This is a genomic window from Ralstonia sp. RRA, from assembly GCF_037023145.1.
Classification (GTDB): Bacteria; Pseudomonadota; Gammaproteobacteria; order Burkholderiales; family Burkholderiaceae; genus Ralstonia.
On record NZ_CP146092.1, the window covers coordinates 33,562 to 54,141 of the forward strand.

The 20,580-nt window shown below is 61.7% G+C and carries 18 protein-coding genes; 8 read left to right on the forward strand and 10 right to left on the reverse strand.

All coding sequences use genetic code 11. The annotated features are described in order from the left end of the window. Positions 1-8: 8 nt before the first annotated feature. The 7 genes from tssG to V6657_RS18215 form a co-directional block, all read right to left on the reverse strand. Positions 9-1,100 carry a type VI secretion system baseplate subunit TssG gene (tssG, locus tag V6657_RS18185; RefSeq protein WP_048936027.1) on the reverse strand — a complete coding sequence of 364 codons (1,092 nt, stop codon included), beginning with the start codon at positions 1,098-1,100 and terminating at the stop codon, positions 9-11. Beyond that, positions 1,064-2,914: a type VI secretion system baseplate subunit TssF gene (gene tssF, locus V6657_RS18190; RefSeq protein ID WP_048936028.1), complete on the reverse strand. Its 1,851-nt coding sequence runs from the start codon at positions 2,912-2,914 to the stop codon at positions 1,064-1,066. Before tssF ends, tssG begins: the two co-directional genes overlap by 37 nt. Positions 2,915-2,978: 64 nt before the next feature. Next, positions 2,979-3,452 carry a type VI secretion system baseplate subunit TssE gene (tssE, locus tag V6657_RS18195; RefSeq protein ID WP_021193543.1) on the reverse strand — a complete coding sequence of 158 codons (474 nt, stop codon included), beginning with the start codon at positions 3,450-3,452 and terminating at the stop codon, positions 2,979-2,981. Positions 3,453-3,533: 81 nt separating this feature from the next. Further along, positions 3,534-4,037, reverse strand: coding sequence for an Hcp family type VI secretion system effector (locus V6657_RS18200; RefSeq protein WP_039599336.1), 504 nt, complete (start codon positions 4,035-4,037; stop codon positions 3,534-3,536). Positions 4,038-4,146: 109 nt separating this feature from the next. Then, on the reverse strand, positions 4,147-5,631 hold the full coding sequence (gene tssC, locus V6657_RS18205; RefSeq protein WP_048936029.1) for a type VI secretion system contractile sheath large subunit: 1,485 nt from the start codon (positions 5,629-5,631) through the stop codon (positions 4,147-4,149). Next, entirely contained in the window at positions 5,624-6,136 is a 513-nt protein-coding gene (gene tssB / locus V6657_RS18210) for a type VI secretion system contractile sheath small subunit (RefSeq protein ID WP_048936030.1), read from the reverse strand. The genes tssC and tssB overlap by 8 nt, the downstream gene beginning before the upstream one ends. Before the next feature lie 44 nt (positions 6,137-6,180). Then, positions 6,181-6,810: a hypothetical protein gene (locus V6657_RS18215; RefSeq protein WP_171018008.1), complete on the reverse strand. Its 630-nt coding sequence runs from the start codon at positions 6,808-6,810 to the stop codon at positions 6,181-6,183. A gap of 341 nt (positions 6,811-7,151) precedes the next feature. On the opposite strand from V6657_RS18215, the gene tssJ reads away from it, so the two are divergent. The 7 genes from tssJ (at position 7,152) to V6657_RS18250 (ending at position 16,743) form a co-directional block, all read left to right on the forward strand. Next, entirely contained in the window at positions 7,152-7,832 is a 681-nt protein-coding gene (tssJ, locus tag V6657_RS18220) for a type VI secretion system lipoprotein TssJ (protein WP_048936031.1), read from the forward strand. Positions 7,833-7,859: 27 nt separating this feature from the next. After that, positions 7,860-9,206 (forward strand): type VI secretion system baseplate subunit TssK, encoded by a 1,347-nt coding sequence (gene tssK, locus V6657_RS18225; RefSeq protein WP_048936032.1) that lies wholly within the window; start codon positions 7,860-7,862, stop codon positions 9,204-9,206. After that, positions 9,203-9,994 (forward strand): type IVB secretion system protein IcmH/DotU, encoded by a 792-nt coding sequence (gene icmH / locus V6657_RS18230; protein ID WP_048936033.1) that lies wholly within the window; start codon positions 9,203-9,205, stop codon positions 9,992-9,994. The genes tssK and icmH overlap by 4 nt, the downstream gene beginning before the upstream one ends. 86 nt (positions 9,995-10,080) lie before the next feature. Beyond that, positions 10,081-12,891: a type VI secretion system Vgr family protein gene (locus V6657_RS18235; RefSeq protein ID WP_182570840.1), complete on the forward strand. Its 2,811-nt coding sequence runs from the start codon at positions 10,081-10,083 to the stop codon at positions 12,889-12,891. Next, complete coding sequence (locus tag V6657_RS18240; protein WP_048936105.1) at positions 12,888-14,624, forward strand: hypothetical protein; 1,737 nt, start codon at positions 12,888-12,890, stop codon at positions 14,622-14,624. Before V6657_RS18235 ends, V6657_RS18240 begins: the two co-directional genes overlap by 4 nt. A gap of 15 nt (positions 14,625-14,639) precedes the next feature. Next, entirely contained in the window at positions 14,640-15,731 is a 1,092-nt protein-coding gene (locus tag V6657_RS18245; protein WP_048936106.1) for a PoNe immunity protein domain-containing protein, read from the forward strand. Positions 15,732-15,870: 139 nt separating this feature from the next. Beyond that, the gene (locus tag V6657_RS18250) at positions 15,871-16,743 is read left to right on the forward strand and encodes a PoNe immunity protein domain-containing protein (protein ID WP_048936107.1); all 873 of its coding nucleotides are present in this window, start codon (positions 15,871-15,873) and stop codon (positions 16,741-16,743) included. A 230-nt stretch (positions 16,744-16,973) separates the two neighbouring features. Here V6657_RS18250 and istB read toward each other — a convergent pair whose 3' ends face one another. Beyond that, entirely contained in the window at positions 16,974-17,759 is a 786-nt protein-coding gene (istB, locus tag V6657_RS18255) for an IS21-like element helper ATPase IstB (protein WP_004630242.1), read from the reverse strand. Then, entirely contained in the window at positions 17,749-19,275 is a 1,527-nt protein-coding gene (gene istA, locus V6657_RS18260; RefSeq protein WP_012760797.1) for an IS21 family transposase, read from the reverse strand. Before istA ends, istB begins: the two co-directional genes overlap by 11 nt. Here istA and V6657_RS18265 point away from each other — a divergent pair. Continuing rightward, a complete protein-coding gene (locus V6657_RS18265; RefSeq protein ID WP_248694775.1) occupies positions 19,259-20,320 on the forward strand; it encodes a HAMP domain-containing sensor histidine kinase in 1,062 nt (353 codons plus the stop codon). The two genes, istA and V6657_RS18265, sit on opposite strands and share 17 nt — an antisense overlap. A gap of 77 nt (positions 20,321-20,397) precedes the next feature. On the opposite strand, the gene V6657_RS18270 is transcribed toward V6657_RS18265, so the two are convergent. Further along, positions 20,398-20,565 (reverse strand): hypothetical protein, encoded by a 168-nt coding sequence (locus V6657_RS18270; RefSeq protein ID WP_160315313.1) that lies wholly within the window; start codon positions 20,563-20,565, stop codon positions 20,398-20,400. Positions 20,566-20,580: the final 15 nt, after the last annotated feature.

The following is a 20,580-nucleotide window of genomic DNA, read 5'->3' on the forward strand; positions in this document are numbered from 1 at the left end:
GATTGGTGTCAGTGCAGCGGCGCGAGTGTGTAGCGCGCATCGCTGCGGTCTTGCTGCGCGGGGCGCGAGCACAGGAAGGTGTCCCACCCGATCCTGCCGCTGTCTTCTGAGCCCAACGTGCAGCCAGTCACGTCCTGCTGGCGCAGGATCAGCTTGATTTCAAATTCGAGCGTGGTGCCGCACAGGATGGTCAACATCTTGCGCAGCGCCAGTGCGCCCGGCGCGCCGGGCAGGAAGTTGCGGTACTGCGCCCGCTTGAGCGGGCCGACCCACAGGCGCACCCGCAGATCGCGCTGCCAGACGCGGGCACCGGCCAGAGCAGTTGCGCCCAGCACATTGCTCGTGCTGCCAAGCCGCGTGTACTGCGATGCGGGCACGTGATACCAGCTACCCACAAATTGCTCCACACGCACCGGCGCCTGGAAGTAGTCGGCCAGCACGCGCTGCAGATACGCGGCAGACACGGGGCGGTGGCGCACCGCAGTGGCATAGCCGGCCAGTGCTTCGTCGTGGATGGCGCCGGGTGTGCCAGTCAGATCACTGCGCAGCGTCTTGTCCGCCGCGCCCGCCAATGACAGCAGCAGCGGCAGGTAGTGTTTGCTGTTGTCGACTTCGTACTGGAACGGCAGCCGGTACTTCTTCCACGCGAGGTAGAACAACGCCGTTGCGCGGTTCGAGAAGATGTCAAAGAACGCGCGGGCTGCACGGTCGCGCCAGACCGATTCGCGCTCGGCAACGATCTCGGTGTAGCGCAGCGGCAAGGCGCCCTGTCCACCGAGCATGCCGAAGAACGAGGGCGTAATGGCGAGGTTGTCGAGCGCGCCCTCTTCCAGCGCGGCGATGAAGGCCTCGTCGGTTTCCAGCATGTCGGGCGTCAGGCTTTCGGCCTCGATCCCCTGCAACTCGCTGGGCGGAAACGACAGCGACAGCGTATTGCGAAAGCTCACCCGCGTGGCAAGCGCGTGCTCGGACGAGGTGCTGCCACGGCGCGCGAAGAGCTGCTCCAGCAACCGCACGGCCTGGAAGAACTGATACCGGTGCGGCTGCTTGAGCAGCCGGCGGATCACACCAGGATCGATTCGCCGCTGCGGGGTGCGCATTTGACCAGTTCCTTGCCGCTGCGGCGCGATACCGCAATCAGCTGTACAAAGCTGTTCATGTGGACGTACAGGCCGAAGAAGTGGTCCAGCACGCGAATGAAGCGGTGCAGGCCCGTGCCCACAAAGGCGTCTTCATCCAGCGTGAGACGAATTTCCAGGCCGCGTACAAAGGTGGCGAACGGCTTGCCGGCCAGCCACTGCGTCGCCGGCTGGTAGTCCAGGCCGACGATGCCTTCGATCTGCCGCGCGGAGATCGCACTGCGCGGCAAGTCATGCAAGCGCAGCATCTCTTTCAGAGTCGGCAACCCGTTCTGCACGAGCGAAAGGTGGTTCAACGCCAGCAGCGAGATCAACCGCCACTGCGCCGCACGCCCGCCGCCAAACCGCATGGAAGGCGTCGGCTTGCGCAGGAAGATGATGTTGCGGGCAATCGAGCTGCCCTCCATCGACAGGTCACCATCGGGCTGACCAAATGCCAGCGTGGCTGGCAGATCGCGATTGGTGCAGGTGACCGACAGGCTCAGCGTATCGGTCTGCGGGCTGGCCGGGTCGAACTGCGTGTCAACGATCGAGATCTCGGTCTCGAAACCGGGGCTGCGCTGGGCGACCATCTCGTTGCGGCGGGCCAGCCAGTAGTGGCCGGCGCGGCCCGGCTCTTCGCCGTGGTGTAGCGAGTAGAAGGGGCGGAATTCCGTCACCTGCTCGTTCGCGGTCGTCTCGCGCACCAGCTGGACTTTGTCGATCGAGTAGATATCGAAGCCGTGCGCGCGGCGGCTGTCGGCCACCACCGGATACGCGCTGGCCGTATGTTCAATGCGGATCGGGTCCGCCTTCTGCTGGAACAGGTTGACCACCGGCGTGCAGTGCAGACGTAGGTGTTCCGCTTGCAGATTCTCGAGCAGGCGCGCGGCGTGGGAATCGCTGCGTACGTCTTTCAGCACGAGGTGCAACACCAGCTTGCGCACCGGCACACCTGGCGTCAGGCCGCGCCGCAGCGCTGCCAGGTCAATGTCGAAGAAGTTGAACTTCTCCGAGAAGCTGAAGTGCTCGGTCAGCAATCGATAGGCCGGGTGCGAGCGTGCCGGGCAATCGATCAGGGATTCGTCTTCGGTAAAGCCGACTTCCAGCAGCGGCACGCCCATCAGGCGCTTCCACACGCCGGGGCGCTCACCTTCTACGTAGGCAGCGGCGGTATGCAAGAACAACGCATCGCCCAGGGCTGCGACGAACGACGGTTCGCCATCCATGTACACGCGCAGCTTGTCCAACGCCAGCGACTCGAAGCCACCGCGCTCGCCAACGTGCTCCAGCGTGATGGCAATGGAACCGGTTGCGCCCTTGGGCAATTGCACGGCGGCCGGCGCAGACACGGCACGCTCAAAGGTGGCCGAAGCCACACGCACGGGCGCGAAGGTCACGTCGTACGCCGTGCGAAAGCGGCATTCCACCTTGCGCACGATGCGCGTGGTCAGGAAGGTACCGCGCGGAATGGTGACTGGCGCACTCAGTTGCGCAGCCACGCCACGCACATCGAAATGCGCCACCGAGCACGAGGGAAACGGGCGCAGGTAGTGGGGGTACAGAACCTCCAGCAGCGCTTCGGTAAATTCGGGGTAGTCGTCGTCGAGCTTCTTGCTGACGCGTGCGGTCAGGAACGCGAACGATTCGATCATTCGCTCGACGTGCGGATCATCGCAGCCGTCGCCGGACATGGCGAGCCGGCCGGCGATCTTCGGATACCGCTCGGCGAAGTCGCGCGAGTACCGGCGCAGGAAGGCCAGTTCTCGTTCGTAGTAAGGCAGCAGCTCTTCCATCTTCCTTGCGGTCCGGTACAGGTCCTGAGGCCGTCAATCGGTGCACTCAGGCCCGAAGGCAATCTCAGCCGCGTCCGCGTGAAACGGAGTAGCGCAGCGTGGACGGTTGAAGCGTGGCGTCAAAACTCACCGGCTCACGCGCTGGCCCAACCAGCAGCACTGCACTGATGCCGAAGCACAGCGCGTTGGTCGCCCGCTCGTTGATCTCCAGCGACACGTTCACATGCTGCAGGCGCGGTTCATGGCGTTCGATCGCCTTGGTGAGCGACTGGCAGATGTAATTGCGGTCGTAGAAGCTGGCGAGGCTCAGGCCGGCAAAATCGTTGAGCCCATAGGTGAGCAGCGACCGCTTGCACTCAGGCAAGCCATGCAAGTCATCCTCCTCAAACACGATGCGCGTGTTGAGCAGGGATTCAATGTCGCGTGCGACCGTGCTCTTGAGTTCTTCCAGCGAGAGCTGACGCAATGCCGTGGGCATGGGCGCGTGGGGCTCGTCGTCGAAGAGCTTGTCGAGCAGGCTGGGTTCGAAGCCTTTCATACCGCTCTAGCCAGTGCCAATGCAAGACGCCGCAGCGTACGGCTGCGGCGCTTGCAATCAGAACGCCAAACGTTAAAACGTTTAGACCGAGTACGTCTTGTCGTTCTTCGTGAGGCTCCAGGCGCCTTGCGAGTTGCCGCCCTGGCCGCCAGCGCCCTTCTGCTGCGTGTACTTCCACTGCACAGCGGCGTAACGCAGGCTGAAGGTGTCGCTCGGGATGCCCTGAGCCACCACTTGCGAATCGACTTCGCTCAGGATGGCGTTCTTCAGCTTCACTTCGAGGTACTTCACGCGGTTGCCTTCGCCGTCTGCGCGGAAGAATTCGATCGTGACTTCACCAAAGGTGGTGCCGCCCGAAGCGTGTTGGTACAGCAGCGGGCTGACCACGTCCAGATCCTTCGAGAACACCATGTCGCGGTGCTCGCAGCGCTCGGCGGTGTGGCCGCCGGCGGTCGAAGCCGTGGCCGAACGCGGCTGCACGATGGCTTGCGACCAGCTGTTGATCTCGATCCAATCCTTGTGATCCTTGTCTTGCGACTCCCCCTTGATTGCCGGGCTGTCGAACTTGACGTAGATATCCTTCATACAGAGACCCTCTTCAATAGATAGGTTGTTGGTACTGCAATATGTAACGAGCGCAACGCGTGGTTAGGCCCGAACATTCCCCCCCGGGGAGAGTCCGGTCAGGAATGACTTACGCGTTGGTAGGCTTGGGCAGGTCAGCCACCAATCGCAGCGAGATCGAGAGTTCGTCCAACTGGAAGTGCGGACGCAGGAACGCCACCGAGCGGTACGTACCCGGCTTGCCCGGCACTTCCGACACCTGGATCGACGCCTCACGCAGCGGGAATTGCGCCTTCTGTTCTTGCGTGGCGTTGTCGTCCAGCAGCACGTACTGCGAGATCCAGCGGTTGAGGAACGTCTCGACGTTCTTGGCCGACGCGAAGCTGCCGATCTTGTCGCGCATCATCGCCTTCAGGTAGTGCGCCACGCGCGATACCGAGAAGATGTACTGCAGCTGCGCCGACAGCACGGCGTTGGCGTTGGCGCTATCCGTGTCGTACTTCTTCGGACGCTGCACTGACTGCGCTGCAAAGAACGCGGCGTAGTCGGAGTTTTTGCAGTGGACCAGCGGAATGAAGCCGAGGTCGCTCAGCTCCTTCTCGCGGCGGTCAGTGATGGCGATTTCGGTTGGGCACTTGAGCGCGACTTCGCCGTCGTCGGTCTTGAAGGTATGCGTCGGCAGGTCTTCGACCAGGCCACCGCCTTCCACACCGCGAATGGCTGCGCACCAGCCGAAGTCTTCAAACGCGGCCGTCAGGCGTGCGCCGAAGGCCCAGGCGGCGTTGCACCACAGGTACTTGCTGTGGTCGGTGCCGTCCACGTCTTCGACAAAGTTGAAGCCTTCAACGGTGGTGCCGTCCTTCGGGTTGTACGGCAGACGGCCCAGGAAGCGCGGCAAGGTCAAGCCAACGTAGCGCGAATCCTCCGACTCGCGGAAGGACTTCCACTTGGCGTATTCCACCGTGTCGAACACCTTGGCCAGGTCGCGCGGCTTGCCTAGGTCGGCAAACGACTCAAGCCCCAGCAGCTCAGGCGACGACGAAGCGATGAACGGTGCGTGCGCGGCGGCGGCCACGTGCGCCATCTGCTCGATGAAGTACATGTCCTCAGGCTGACGCGTCACCTCAAAGTCGCCGATCATCGCGCCAAACGGTGCGCCGCCGAACGTGCCGAACTCTTCTTCGTACACCTTCTTGAACAGCGCGCTCTGGTCAAACTCGATGGCCGTCTTGAAGTCCTTCACGAGATCGCGCTTGGTCGCGTTGAGCGCCTTGATCTTGATCGTCGTGCCGGTCTGCGTTTCCTTGACTAGGTAGTTCAACCCGCGCCAGGTGGATTCCAGCTTCTGGAATTCCGGCGCGTGCATGACCGCACTCAGTTGCTGCGAGATCAAACGGTCCAACTCGGCCACACGGGCATCGATCGTGGCAGACAGGTTGTCGGACACCACCACGGTGCCGTTGAGCACCTGGCTGGCCAGCTCACCGATGATGTCCTTGGCGCGCTCGCGCTCGGAATCCGATTTGGCAACGCGGCTTTGCTCGACGATGCTGTCAAGCAGGCTGACCTCCTCCGCAACCGAGGCGCCCTGCGCAGCGGATTGGTTCTCAAGCATCCTCGCCCCCGTTTGTCTTGGCGCCGAGCTTCTTCGCGTTTTCGGTGTTCTTCAGCACGTCAGCCAGCAGGTCTTCCAGCTTGTCGTTACCGGCCATCTTGTTGCGCAGGTCGGCCAGCTTGGAACGCGCCTCCAGCAGCTGGCGCAGCGGCTCAACCTGCTGCACCACCGCCTCGGGGCTGAAGTCTTCAATCGAGCGGAATGTCAGGTCGACGCCAAAGCGGCCACCCTCTTCCGTCAGCGTGTTGGGTACCTGGTAGGCCGCGCGCGGTGCGACGCCCGACATCACGTCGTCAAAGTTGTCGCGGTCGATGTTGACGAACTTGCGATCGCGCAGCTTGGGTTGCGGCACTTCCGACTGGCCCGACAGGTCAGCCACCACGCCCACGACGAACGGCAGTTCCTTCTGCTCGATCGCGTCGCCGATCTCGACGTCATACGTCAGTTGCACGCGCGGCGGGCGCACCTTCTGCAGACGCTTCTGCACACTTTCTTTCTTGGCCATCACGTTCCTCCTGGGGAATGCGGAAGCGGGAACCGGTGCAGCGCTTAGCGCAGCGCGCCAAACGGATCAGCACTGCCGCTGGCGCCACCCGTGGCTGCCGGAGCGGCTGTGCCACCATGGTTGGCAGCCTCGGTTGCGGCGGGCGCTGCACGCTTGACGACGCGAGTCGGGCGGCGCACCGGCTGCTTGGCGGTTTGCTCACCCGGGAACAGGACCTGCTCGCCCAGCGTGTCACGCAGCATCTTGGCCAGCACTTGCGCGTCGGTCTTGACGTCGCCAGCCAGTGCGCTGTCAGCACGCAACTCTTGCAGCGAGCGACGCGCCACACGCAGGCCGCTCACTGCCAGGATGCTCTTGGCCTGGCGGTCGCTGCCATCACGCTGCAGTGCTTCTTCAGCAGCCAAGATGGCCTGTGGATACTTTTCCGAACCGAACTGGATCTGGGCGATGCGCACCCACGGTTCGTCACGGGTCGGGTTGACCTTGGCGATCTGCTGATACAGGTCGATGGCCTTGTCTTGCTGGCCACCCTTAGCGGCGGCTTCCGCCTCCGACATGCTCTGCTTGAATGCCTCGTCCGTCTGGGGGCCTGGGTTGCTTGTGGCACAACCGGTGATCAAGGCAGCGGCACCAGCCAGCAGGATAAGGGAACGGAGAACGCGGGAAATAGACATGGATTTGGCCACGGCGAGACTCTTCAAAAGTTCAAAGCGGTGCGTCGACACCCAATCATATTCGCCGGAATTGGCGAGTTAAATGTTGGTCTCGACTGGCGCGAAATAGTACACTCCGCTCGTTGAAGTTGACAACCAAAAATGGATCATTAAGGAACGGAAACATTTCCTTTGAATTCAAGGCCTTGCAGCGCCTCTTGGCGGCACGATTCGATTATTAAGAAACCGAAACATTTCACGTTTTTCATTTATTAATAAACCGAAACATTTCAAGATTTCTTTTGCCAGAACACGCGCGAAACCGGTCAAACCAATAGAATTAAACAGTACAAAAATCAGGCATGAAGACTATGAAATTCGATGCAGCAAGGAGGCTGTCGGGCTGCGGCAGCACCGCCAAACGCCGCGTCGCGACGGTGCTCAAACTGATGCTGGCCGGGGGGAGCATGGTGGCCTTGGCGGCCTGCTCCACCGGTGCCAGCGTGCTGGCCGGCGCCGCCAATGGCGCCCTGGAAGCCATGGGGCTGAAGTCGTCAAACCTGCCGGACGCGCAGAAGCCGCCGCGCGAGGTGCCGCTCAAGCTCACCGCCGGTGCCAACCTGAATGCCGCCAATGACAAGCGGCCCGTGGCATTGGTGGTGCGCCTGTACTCGCTCAAGGACCCGACCAGCTTCCTGCAAGCACCGTATGACACCTTCATCGACCCGGCGCGAGAGAAGCAAACCCTCGGCGCCGATCTCGTGCAGGTTCGGGAGATGACACTGATCCCAGGCCAACGCTACGACTTCACGGAAAAGGTCTCGCGCGAGGCGACGGCGCTCGGCGTTGTGGCGCTGTTCCGCAGCCCGGCAGCCCAGCGCTGGAAGTTCGCCTTCAACACCGAGAAGAACGAGAAGAACGGCATCGTCATCGGCCTGCATGCCTGCGCCATGACCTTGACCACCGGTACGCCGACCACGCCGGCCGGCAGCACACCGCAATCCGATCTGAACCTGCTTTCGCCCGCAATCTGCGGCAGTTGAGCAGACCCCGTTACTAGAAGGGCCAACGTGAGCTATTCCGCAAAGATTCTCTGGGGCGAAGGGCTGTTCCTGCGTCCGCAGCATTTCCAGCGCCAGGACGCGTACCACGAGTCGCGTCTGCATGCGATGGCGCAAGTCATCCAGCCCTACAGCTGGGGCGTACGCCACGCGCGCTTTGATACCGATGCACTCGCCAGCGGCGTGCTGCGCGTGACGGAGCTTTCGCTGTTCTTTCCGGATGGCGAGCTTTACTTCGCGCCGCAGGCAGATGCACTGCCACCCCCGCTTGTGCTGGATGCCATTCCGGCCGGCGTGTCGGAGCTGACATTCCATATCGCGCTCTACCCGCTGCAGGAAAACGGCGGCAACTATCGCGAGCCGGTCGAGGGTGCATCCGTCTCGCGCTTTGTGGGCGCAGAGGAAGAAACGGCCGATCTCTATACCGAGGCCGAGCCCGCTGCCATCACCTTCCTGAAGAAATCGGTCAAGCTGGTGGCAGAGACTGAGCCGCGCGACCAGTTCATCTCGCTGCCCGTGGTGCGCGTGCGCCGCACCGGCACCGGCGGGTTCGAGCTGGATGAGAGCTTTGTGGCACCGAGCCTGTCGATCAACGCCTCGGCCGTGCTATACCAGCGGCTGCGCCGGCTGCTCGACGCGCTGCAGGCCAAGGTCAATGCGCTGTATGGCTTCCACCGCGAGCCGACCAAGAACATCATCGAATTCCGCTCGGGCGACATCGCTTCGTTCTGGCTGCTGCATACGGCCAACGCGGCCTTTGCGGCGCTCTCGCACCTGTATCACCACCCGGATCTGCACCCCGAGCGGCTGTTCCAGGAGATGCTGCGCCTGGCCGGCGCGCTGATGACGTTCACCAAGAGCTACACGCTGACCGACCTGCCCGCCTACGACCACGACCAACCCGGCCCCGTGTTCGCCAAGCTCGACACCATCGTGCGCGAGCTGCTCGATACGGTCATCTCCACGCGTTACTTTGCAATTGCGCTGGAAGAGACACGCCCGTCGTTCCATCTCGGCCGCATCGACTCCGGCAAGATCGACGACAAGACCAGCTTCTACCTGTCCGTGTCGGCCGACATGCCGGTGGCGGAATTGGTGGAGGCCATTCCTGCCCGCTTCAAGCTGGGCGCGCCGGACGACGTAGAGAAACTCGTGCTCTCCTCCATGCCCGGCGTGCCGATCACCTACACCCCACAGGTGCCACCGGCCATTCCGGTGCGCCCGGGCGCGTGCTACTTCACCATTGAAGCGCGCGGCATGCTGTACGACCGCATGCTCCAGGCCCAGACCATCACCATCTACGCCCCGGCCGGCATCCGGGAACTCAAACTTGAACTGATTGCGGTGACTTCATGAGCGCTACCACCACCCCTTCGCTGTTTGGCGGTTCGGCACCCGCACCCGGCAATGCCGGGGCCGATGCCCGTGAAGCCAACTCGCATGCGCGCACGCTGCTGGACTTGCTCTATGACGGCTTCTTCATGCTGTTTCAGTTGCGCAATGGCCAGCAACCCGCCAGTGCGGAAGACTTTCTCGCGCGTGTACGCACGTTCCTGGACGAGTTCGACCGCGGCGCCAAGCGCCTGAACGTGTCGGCCGAAGATGTGTTCGACGCCAAGTACGCCTTCTGTGCGGCCGTGGACGAAACCATCCTGTCGTCCAACTTCTCGATCCGCACGGCGTGGGAGCGCCGCCCGCTGCAGCTCGTGCTGTTTGGCGAGCAACTTGCCGGTGAGACCTTCTTCGTCAAGCTGGAGGAACTGCGTGCTCACGGTGCCCCGCGCCTGCAGGCGCTCGAAGTCTTCCACATGTGCCTGCTGCTGGGCTTCCGCGGCAAGTACATCCTGGAAGGGCCCGAGAAACTCGCCTACCTGACCGCACGCCTGGGCGATGAGATTTCCGCCATCAAGGGCAAGCGCGCTGCCTTTGCACCGCACTGGCCGCTGCCCGACAAGGTCGCGCACACGCTCAAGCGCGAAACGCCGCTGTGGATCTTCGGCGCCGTGTTTGCGCTGATGGCGCTGCTGGCGTTTCTCGGGCTGTCGCACACGTTGCGCACCAAGACCAACGAAACGCTGGAAGGCTATTCGCAGGTCATCAAGCTCGGGCCGCGTTTCTCGCACCTGACGATCTCGTTGCCCTGATTGCCGCCTTGCTTGCCGCCCTGGCACGGCCAACACCCGCGCCAGCCTGCTGACCCCGCTTACGCATCCATCGCGACGCCGCTCCGATGAAGCCTTTGTCCACCCTGTCGGCCAACATGCCGCAAGCTGCCCTGGGCGCACTGCTCGGCCAGCAAACCCGCCAGATCACCATCGAGACGGCACTCGCCTCCGACAACCTCGTCGTGGAGCGCTTTACCGCCACCGAGGCGGTCTCGGCCTCGTTCGTGCTGCAGGTCGATTGCCTGAGCCCGTCTGCCCACCTGGATACGGCCAAGCTGGCCTCGCAAGAAGCGACGCTGCGCCTGATGCAGGCCGATGGCCGCTGGCGCGCGTGGCACGGCTACGTGGCGGACTGCGCATCGCTGGGCGGTGACGGCGGTCTGGCGCGCTATCGATTGCGCATCGTGCCGTGGCTCGACCGCCTGCGCACGCGCAGTGATTGCTTCGTCTACCAGAACAAGACCGCGCTGGAGATCATCGAAGAGGTGTTTGCCGAGTATCCGGTCGCGCACTACAAAATTGCCGCCAGCCAGCCGTGCGCCAAGCGCTCGATCTGCTGCCAGTACCGCGAGACCGACTACGCGTTTGTGATGCGCATGCTGGCGGAGGAAGGTCTGTCATTCCGCATCGAGCATCAGCAGAGCGAGGACAAACAGCAGGACAACGTGCAATCGCGCCACACCGTCGTCATCTTCGACAACGACGCCGAGCGGCCCGCCTGCGCGCAATCCGACATCCGCTTCCACCGTGTGGACGCGACGGAGAGCGAAGACGCCATCGAGCGCTTCTCGAACACGCACAGTGTCGGCACCAACGCCGTGACCCTGGCGTCGTGGGACTACAAGGCATTGGCCGCCACCACCGGCCAGGCCACGGCCAACGACACCGGTGGCGAACTGCCCACACTGGAGAGCTTTGAAGCCTCTGGCCCGTATCAATTTACCGACGCGCAAGGCGCAAGCCAGGCTGCGCGTCTGCGCATGCAAGCGCATGAGGGCGCGTTCCTGCGCTACCAAGGCCAGGGCAGCGTGCGCCAGTTGGGTGCCGGCCAGCGCTTCAAACTCACGCAGCATTTCGACAGCAAACACAGCGAGTTCGTCACGCTGCAGGTCGAACATGAGGCCGCCAACAACCTCGGCACCGACATCGCGCGCCTGCTGGGCACCACATCAATCGAATCGGGCAGCTACCGCAATCGTTTCATTGCCGTGCCCGCCGAAGCGCCCATCGTGCCCGCGTACCGCCGCCGCCCGACCGCGCCTGAAGGCCAGGCCGCCGTGGTCATTGCCGATGACGGCGCACCGCTCACCACGGACCGCGACCACCGCGTGCGCGTGCGCTTTCCGTGGCTACGCGCGCCGGAGGTCAACGCCTTTTCCGACCCCAGCAGCAGCGACCGTACGCAAGTCACCGCCTGGGTGCGCGTGGCCACCGCCAGCGCCGGCCCCAACTGGGGCGGCAATCACCTGCCGCGCGCCGGAACGCAAGTGCTGCTCACCTTCATCGACGGCGACATCGACCGGCCGATGATCGCCATGCAACTGCACAACACGCAGGATGCCCTGCCCTGGCCCGCTGCCGATGCGCCGCTTGGGCAGGCGTTGTCCGGCTGGCACTCGCAAGGCCTGGGCGGCGATGGCTACAACCAGTGGGTGGTCGACGATCATCCGGGCCAGCTGCGCACGCGCCTGGCCAGCTCCACCGCCAACAGCCAGCTCAACCTCGGCTACGTGACCTCGCATGGCGCCACGGGTGGAGACCGCGGCAGCTGGCGCGGCACCGGCGCCGAGTTGCGGACCGATGCGTGGGCCGTGGTGCGTGCAGGCGCCGGCCTGCTGCTCTCGACCACTGCGCGGGCGCAAGCTGGCGGCACGCTGCTCGATGCGCATGAGGCGCGCGGACAACTCACCGCTGCGCAGAAGACCGCGCAGCGCCTGTCCGATGCTGCATCCAGCCAGCAAGCGCTGCCGCTGGCGGCCAATGAGGCGTTTGAGCCGATCGACAAGGCGCTCGACCCGTCGCAGGACGGGCACTACGCAAGCAACGTCAACGGGCAGGACTCGAAGCAACCGGTCGACAAGTTCGGGCAGCCGCTGCTGGTGGCGGAGTCGCCTTCGAGTATTGCGCTGACGTCGCAGGCCACCACCACCGTTTATGCCGGCCGTCATTTGCATGGCACCGCGCAGGCCGATTGGCACCTCGCTGCCGGCAACGTTGTGGCCGCCGCGGCGGCTAAGGGCGTGAGCCTGTTTGCACAGCGCAATGGCATTCGCGCGATTGCGGAAGGTGGGCCGGTGTCGATCCAGGCGCATACCGATGCACTGGCCGTGCTGGCGGACAAGGCTGTCACCGTGACGTCCTCTGCGGATTCGGTTGAGATCCTCGCGCAGCAGAACATCGTGCTGCATGGGGGAGATTCGATGATTCGGCTGGAGGGGAATACGGTTACGTTTGAGACCTCGGGGTTGCTGTCGGTGAAGGGGGCGGGGCATCCGTTGGAGGGGCCGGGGGGGCAGGCGGCGGCGCTGCCGGCGTTGCCAATCGGAACCACCACGATTTCCCATGCCATCGACTTGAACTATCAGTACGACGATCTCGAGCCCGTTCAAGGTGCGCCCTACAGAATCGTGTTCAGCGACAACACCGTCCGCGAAGGCAAGCTCGACAAACAAGGTTTTGCCCGTGAAGAGAGCACGCCCAACCTGCCGTACTACGTCGAATTTGGCGAAGACGAACGTCCCTGGAAAGCCCCGCCTCTAGAGACTTCTGACGAGTACAAAAAAGCCCAACCCGAAGCCAAGCGACAGATTGAGATGGAACGACAAGCGCGCATCGCCGCAGGGGATACGCGCGCAGCAGAGGATGTCCAGCAATGAGCCTGATCGACGACATCACCAAGTTTTGCGAGGATCTGATACTGGGTGATTTTGAGGAAGATCCCAGCAACGCCGCGATGATCGTCGGTGGCGTGATTTCGCTGATCCCGGTTGCCCAGCAAGTACTGAACGTGCGCGACATCTCCGGGATGATCTACCGCATCTCGCGTAAGGGAGCGCCACACTGCACCAAAGACGATTGGGTTGACTTGGCCTTGGCAGCCTTCGGGTGCATTCCTGAACTGGGCAGCCTCTTCAAGACGATCGTCAAACCCCTATGGAAAGGGCGCAAGGTGCTGAAGGGTGCCCTGCGCGGCGAAGCCTTCGTCAGCGGCATGCTCGGGAAGGCCAAGGGCAAAGCCATTACCTTTATCCGAACGCTGGACTGGGCGAGCAATGCGCAAATTGCGATCCAGCAGATGGACAATGCTTTGACTGGCTGCGACCAACTGCTGGCGGAGTTGGAGCAGTCCCACTGGTGGCTACCGGACTCTGTGCAGGGACTCGCTCACGACTTGCGCCCGGGTCTGCAATCGATCCGCGGGCCATTGCACACGGGTATTCAACAAGGCATTCAAGCGCTGCAGGAATTCGTCACCGACCTGATCGGCGAAGACGGCTATCGCGTTGCTCAAATGGCAGTCGCCGCTGCGTCGGCCACTTCAGGCAGCAGAAGTGCAGGCGCGCATGCAGGCCACGAACCGAGTCGTCCAAGCAAGTCGACTGGATCGTCCCACCCGTCTGCCAAGGAGCCGACGCCAGCCAGTCGGACGACGACGCCGCCGGCTGAAAAGCAGCAGGCGAAGCACAAGGATGAGCAGGACACCAAGCGTCAGCAGGTTGAGCCGGGCGGTGGGCCGCAGACTACTGCCAGCCGTGTGACACGTGCGGCATTGAAAGTAATCGGCACGCCGTATAAGGGGCTCATCGGCGAGCACATGGCTCACTACCACCATATGAGCTTGCATGCGCCGAACGCTTGGCCTCACGGGAAGGTGGAGCAGAAGCATGAGGGAGCCGAGTGGAAAGGCACCAAGCGACTGGTAACGGGGCAGAACAAGCACACTTCGCCCACTGAGTTGGTGCCGGAACACCTAATACGCATGAGTCAAAATGGCGTAGACGGTATCTGGTCGCTGGACAACGACATCTTCCATTTTGTTGAGGCTAAGGCATCCGAGTCTGCGGGGGCATTGTTCGGTCAATCGCCTAGAAGTTGGGCGGAACGAGCCGATGGAGAGCAGCCGTCCAAGCTTCCGCCCCCGCCAAATATGACAGAGCGGCAGTACGCGCTGTGGTGCATGTTGGGTCAGCGACAGAAAGGGTTGCAGATGTCAATGCGATGGCTTCGCAGAAGCGCGGCGTCCACGATGGTCGATGGAAATGTGAAGAATCGCTTTGTATATGTATTCTTCGCGATACCAAGCACCAGCCCTCCCAAGGACTACGCACCCAAGCCGGGTGGCGCGCTAAAGAAAGACGTGGCTGCTGGCATTTTTGAGCACGTGGAAGTTAGCGCCGAAGTTACCGCCATCGCGACCACAGGAGGTGACTACTACAATCTAAGCCTGCACGACAAGCACCGGCCTACACACGGTGTTTCTGACCAGTTCTCCTATAGCGAACTCGACGATCTCACCAATTTCTATGACCAAGCATTGGAGAGGCGCCTTGTAAGCAACCGGCCAAAGACAGGTAACGGATCAAAGCGCAGAACAGGACACAACAAGTAACGCAAGCTCATCTCAATGGCAGATCAGAACACCCCCTCTTTCCTCCCTGAGAAGGACGACCTTCCTACAAAGCGCCGCCAGAAATTTTTGTACGAAGCTCTGTACAGAAATGTATTTGCTCGCCTGCAGAAAGGTATCGAGGTTTGCGTCAGAAGTGTACGGCGTGGTGACCTTGACCCGTACTATCTAGCGGATGCACAAGGTGCCGTCTTTCAAGAGAGATTCTTCCTGTGGATGCTGGAATACACGGCAGGCAAGGATCTAGACAAGCTAGCTCGCCAGTTCGCTCTCGTCGTCGATGAGTTTGTTCGCTGGAATGAGCTGAATGTCCCTTACCGTCTCTTCTTGCGAGAGAAATTCAAAGATCAAGGTGACACCGACTTGACCATCTGCGCTGTCGACTTCAGTGACAGAGTCGAGTATGAAAATGCGCTGCAACTGTTCAGTATTGCCGTGCTGATTCGAGATGGCCACTCGATTAAGCGCATCATCGCGGCCATGGAGAGCAACCGCTATAGAGACGGGCTATATGAGCAACTGATCTACGAATACGTCACGAATCCGCAGGAAGACATGGACGTGGCGCAGTTCGAGAAGCCCTACTCAGCCCTGCTTGAAGCCTACTTCTTGGAGAGCGCAGAGGCCGCCATCCCGCGCCTCCAAGACTACCTTAAGCAGTGGTATCGCTATCAAGATGGTGCTCGCTGGTACGACGCCCATAAGAAGATCCAAGACGACGAAGCGTTCTACTACGGCTACTGGGCTTTCGAGGCAGGCGCTACCTGTTATTTGCTCGACATTGACGACAGCTCCATCGACCACATGGTCTATCCAAAGGACCTCGTTGCGTATGGCCGCAAGCTTCGTGAAGAGAATCGCGTCACCAGTGACTTCGACACACCACTCGGCCTAGACGGCTATCCCCTCAGCCGCCTGCGGTGTGAAGCCGGCCAACCCTGCCCTCAGGCTGGCTGGTGGCTAACGCCAGCCAAGGCCAACAGCCGCCGGCACTTCAAGTCTGGCGAAATCATGCCTGCGTTCGACGGCAGCAGCTATGGCTCCACGATCTGGCAGTGGGACATTGATCAGTCTGCTCCAAGCGCGTAATCGTCTGGCCGTCAGAATCTGAAGCCCGATGAATACGCTAAAGGCATGTCCGATGCATGGTTGTGGAGGAGACAACCCCAAGAGATTGGGTGATAAAGCGGCCTGCCATCTCAGCATAATGAGCAAAGAAGACTAAGCCATGCAAGTGCAAGACTTCCGAGCCGCACGTCGACAGAAATTTCTCTCCGAAGATTATTTCAAGCTCAATACTGAATTTATCCACAGCAACATTGCCTCTTCCCATAGGGCCATAGTTAATATCCGCTCGCAAGGTAGCTTGGAACCCGCGGGTCAATATGGGGTCTTCGAGGAGAAATTAAATCTCCTCAAATTAAGATACACGGCCGGTTGTGCGGTGGGTGAATTGCCGGCGCTCTACGCTGAAGTGTTGCAAGCATTTGAAAGCTGGAATGATGGCTATAGGGAATACGTCCGAGCGCTCGCCGTCGAAAGTGGCGATGACTTGCGCGAAGATGGTACTCCGGCGTACTTCGAAGATTTGTCGCAATTTCAACTGGTCATGGATATCACCAGCTTGGGCGTTTTGCTCGGGGATGGTGACGGCCTGCGTAAAATTGCCAAATGTGTAGAACGCTATCGAGGCACTGATCTCCTCTTCGAGTCGCTAGTCGAACGAGCCGTTACTGATCCACGCGACAACACCGATTTCTTCCACGTCGCGCCTTACGATCCGCTCATTGATGCCTACTATACGGTCGAGACCCCCAAAGAGGCCGAGGAAAAAATCAAGGAGTATTTGGATGGTTGGTACAAGAGCTTCGAAGGTGCGCCATGGCACAACGGCCATCTCCATGCAGTCGAGGGCGAGTACATGCCCTACTATGGCTACTGGGCTTTTGAAGCGGCCGCGATCTGCGTGCTGTACGACATTGACGACTCGTCTTTCCGCGATCATCTGCTCTACCCCAAGGATCTCGCCGACTGGGCACGCGCGAACCATTCGGTTGACCGACTCAGCCCCAACGCCGTACTCGGCACAGCGGGTAGCTGAGCGTTATCCTCTCTACTCGCAGGCGGGATCAGGTCGGCATCGCAAGATGGCCATCAACCAACGGCGTGCAGCACATCGCATTCATCATCTCTGAGTCAGACGAGACAACTGAATGTTCTGGCTTATCTATTTGGCCTTACCTATGTATGCCGGCGCAGAGGCGGCAATGTTGATTTGCACCGAATCCTGACCCAGGATTTGCATCGAAAACTGACCCACCCCAAAGGCTGTTAGGTGTCGCTTTGTGCGGGTTGTTTGGCGGTGCGTTTCTCCTTCTTGGGCTGGGTGGTGCTGTGCTTGAAACGATAGCTATCGTTGCCGGTTTCAACAATGTGGCAGTGGTGCGTGAGGCGATCCAATAGCGCGGTGGTCATCTTGGCGTCCCCGAAGACGCTGGACCATTCGCCGAAGCTCAGGTTGGTGGTGATGACGAGGCTGGTGCGCTCGTAGAGCTTGCTGATCAGGTGGAACAGCAATGCGCCGCCGGTCTGGCTGAACGGCAGATAGCCCAGCTCATCGAGGATCACCAGGTCGGCATACATGAGTCGCGTGGCCAGGTGTCCCGGCTTGCCTGAGACCTTCTCCAGTTCCAACGCGTTGACGAGCTCCACGGTCGAGAAGAAGCGCACTCGACGGTGATGGTGCTCCACGGCCTGCACGCCGATGGCGGTGCCGAGATGGGTCTTGCCCGTACCTGGGCCGCCGACCAGCACGATGTTGTGCGCCGACTCGAGGAACTCGCAGCGGTGAAGCTGCCGCACCAGTGCTTCGTTGGCCTCGCTGCAACTGAAGTCGAAGCCGGTCAGGTCTCGGTAGGCTGGGAAGCGCGCCACCTTCATCTGATAGGCCAGCGAGCGCACCTCGCGCTCGGTGAGCTCGGCCTTGAGCAGACGCGACAGGATGGCCACGGCCGACTGGTAGGCCGGCGAGTCCTGCGCCGCCAGGTCGCCCAGCGCTTGTGCCATGCCGTGCAGCTTCAACGACTTGAGCATCTCCAACATGACTTCATGCTGCATGATGCACCTCCCGATCTCGCAAGCTGTCGTAGCGGCCGACGTTGGCCTGCGGTTCGACGTGCAGCGCCAGTGCCTGTGGTGAGGTGATCGGTGCCACGGGCTCGCCTTCCAGGAGGCGGCTGAGGATGTTCAGGATGGTTTGCTTGGACGGGGCACCCGCCTCCAGTGCGAGCTCCACCGCAGTGAGCACGGCCTGTTCGTCGTGCAACAGCACCAGCGCCAGGATCTCGACCATCTCGCGATCGCCACCAGGGCGTTTGAGCAGTGTGGATTGCAGGCGTCGGAAGCCCTCTGGCAGTTCGGCGAACGGTGCGCCGTTACGCAGCGCACCGGGCTTACGCTGCAGCACCGCGAGGTAGTGGTGCCAGTCATAGATTGTGCGCCCCGGAAGATGGCTACGGTCGATGTGCCGCACGTGCTCGGCAATCACCTGGCCTTCGGCCACGAACACGAGCCGATTGGCATAGACGCGCAGACTGATGGGCCGGTTGGCAAACGACGCCGGTACGCTGTAGCGGTTGCGCTCGAAGGTCACCAGGCAGGTTGGTGAGACGCGCTTGGTGTGCTCCACAAAGCCATCGAACGGCTGCCCCACGGGCATCAGGTGTGGCCGCTCCAGCGACCAGGCCTCCCAGAGGGTCATGTCCAGCTCAGGATGGCGGGTCTGCTGCCACAGCCGTACGCACTGGTCGGCCAGCCAGTCATTAAGTGCCGCCAGAGAGCCGAATGCAGGGATGCGTTGCCAGATGCGGTGACGGCTGTCCTGCACGTTCTTCTCTATCTGCCCCTTCTCCCAGCCCGAGGCCGGGTTACAGAACTCGGCGTCGAACAGGTAGTGGCTGACCATGGTGCTGAAGCGCAAGTTGACGTCACGCAACTTGCCCAGGCGCACGCGATCCACGGCGGTCTTCATGTTGTCGTAGATGCCGCGACGCGGGATACCGCCCCAGGCCACAAAGGCGTGGTGATGGGCATCGAACAGCATCTCGTGGGTCTGCAGCAGATACGCGCGCAGGAAGAATGCGCGGCTGTGGCTGAGCTTGAACTGAGCCACTTGCAGCTTGGTGCGCTCGCCGGCGATGACCGCCCAGTCCTCGCTCCAGTCGAACTGGAAGGCCTCACCCTCTGCGAAGCGCAGTGGGATAAAGGTGCCTCGCCCCGACGTGCGGGCTTGCTCCTGTTGCTCCTGGCGCCAGCGGCGAGCGAATGCGGCAACGCGATCGTAGGAGCCGGTGAAGCCCAAGGCACACAGATCAGTGTGGATCTGCTTGAGTGTGCGCCGTTGCTTGCGTGGCTTGTTGGCCTCGGTCTTGAGCCAAGCGGAGAGCTTGGCGGCATGGCCGTCGAGCTTGCTCGGACTCTGCCGTGCAGGATAGGCCGGTGCCGTGGTGTCAGCGCGCAGATAGCGCCTGACCGTGTTCCTGGAGATGCCCAGGCGTCTGGCGATCTCGCGCAGCGGGATCTGGTCGCGAAGATGCCAGCGTCGAATGATGCTCAGTATGGCCACGTCGATCACTCCGATCTCCCGCTCGTTGCCGAGCGGGACAGTGTTCTATACGTGGGTCAACATTCGATGCAAAAACCTACCTCGGGTGGGTCAGGATTCCGTGCAAATCAACAAGCAGGCCAAATCCTGGGGCGACCGCCCCCAGTCGGCGTCGGGCTTCAATGAGGCGGCCCATGAGCATGCCGACGACCGCCTCTCGCAGGGCTTCGGCATTAACGATGTCGTGGCGGAATACCGCGCGTTGCGTGCCAGTGTTCTGCGCCGATGGCTGCAGACGCCACAATTTGGCGCTTCGGCAGTCGACGAAATGGTTCGGTTTAGTGAGGCGGTCGATCAGATGCTTGCAGAATCCGTGCGGCAGCACGCGCGCCGGACGGAGCGCATTCGAGATCTGTTTGCCGGCGTGCTGGCACATGACCTGCGCTCCCCGCTCGGGGCGATCTTAGCTTCCGGAGAATTGCTGCTGCGCGAAGAATCTCTCTCTTCACGCGGCGCCAAGGCGGCTGCGTCCATACAGCGCAGCGTCGTGAGCATGAGGCGCATGATTGACGATCTGCTGACCTTTACCCGCACCCGCCTGGATGATGTCCTGCCCGCCACGTTTACTCCGCAGGACATGGGCACGTTATGCAGCGACGCGATTGAGGAGGTGCGCGCATCCTATTCTGCCGCCCATATTCATCTTCGCCTTATCGGCGAGCTCAGTGGCATATGGGACGGTGATCGAATCCGACAATTGATTGTCAATCTTCTGACCAACGCCGTTCGCTACGGCGTTGGCGAAATCGTGGTCGAAGCGAGGGCCGATCAAGAACAGATGACGATCATGGTCTCCAACGAAGGCAATCCCATACCGGCGTCTGCCATCCCAACGCTGTTTGACCCGCTCACGCGAGCGACTCGGCCGGACCGCACCGGAAGTGCTGCCGGTCTGGGGCTTGGCCTTTACATCTGCCAATGCATTGCGCAAGCGCATCATGGGACGATCAGTGTTCAATCCTCCGACCGGGGAACGACCTTTACCGTTCAGATTCCTCGCGTGGTCTCCGGCTGAACCGTCGCCGCCAGGCGCGATGGACACCGGCCACGCGCTCAGCACCAGCATCGGCTGCTGACCTCGTGAACGCCCCGTCAGCAGAGTCCCCTGCGGACGATGCGCAGCTCGAACATGCGATCGGCTTGGCCGGTGAAAATGATGACGCGGATGCCCCGGATGCCGTTGACTCGGACGATTCCAGTGTTGACGTTGACCGCAGCGGTACGCATACGCGCGGCCGACATCGCGAATAGGGCTCGCATCTACGGTTGGCGCAC